Below are 570 nucleotides of genomic sequence, written 5' to 3'. Positions count from 1 at the left end.
AAGCGAGCGATACGGCGCGTTATATTGCGCAGTTTTGCTCGCTTTGCGTCGTTTCGTTGCTCGCCAGGGGCTGTTTCGTTCGGCTTGGCGTCCGTCTGGCCTTCCCAACTGCTGCAGGAGTCGCTGCCGAGGTTGTTCTGTTGTGCGAAGTAAAGCGTTGTTGCCTTCACACCTTCAAAACCTCTGCTGGTATGCGCGGTAAACATCTGCACTTCCTCTCGTTCAGTGCCCCTATTTCCATGAAGGAACTAGGCCAGGTTCTGCGTTGGCTAGGCGTCTTTACCTTCACCCATCCAGCTTGATCATGCGTGTGAAACAGTGCGCCATGCGATGGCTCTGAAAGCCGTGTTTCGTGTGTGTGCGACTGACCACTTGTTCGAACGCAAATAGAAACAAAACGAACAAAATCCTTGACCCGCGCATTCGAACGCAAATAGAATGGGGGTACACAAGGAGGTGACCCCACATGACCACAACACACACGGACACGCGCAACGACATGTATGACGGTCCCGCTGTGGAACTGTTCGAAACAGTCAAGGACACAACATGCCTCTTGGACGAAGCGCA

Annotated in this window: 1 protein-coding gene; it reads right to left on the bottom strand. The window is 53.3% G+C overall.

What is annotated here, in order from left to right; all coding sequences use genetic code 11:
• A partial coding sequence (locus HMPREF0183_RS13015) for a hypothetical protein (RefSeq protein WP_005881986.1) occupies positions 1–206 on the bottom strand: 206 nt, incomplete at its 3' end.
• Positions 207–570: the final 364 nt, after the last annotated feature.

Source organism: Brevibacterium mcbrellneri ATCC 49030 (assembly GCF_000178455.1).
GTDB lineage: Bacteria > Actinomycetota > Actinomycetes > Actinomycetales > Brevibacteriaceae > Brevibacterium > Brevibacterium mcbrellneri.
This window is presented reverse-complemented; position numbering and strand designations above follow the sequence as displayed.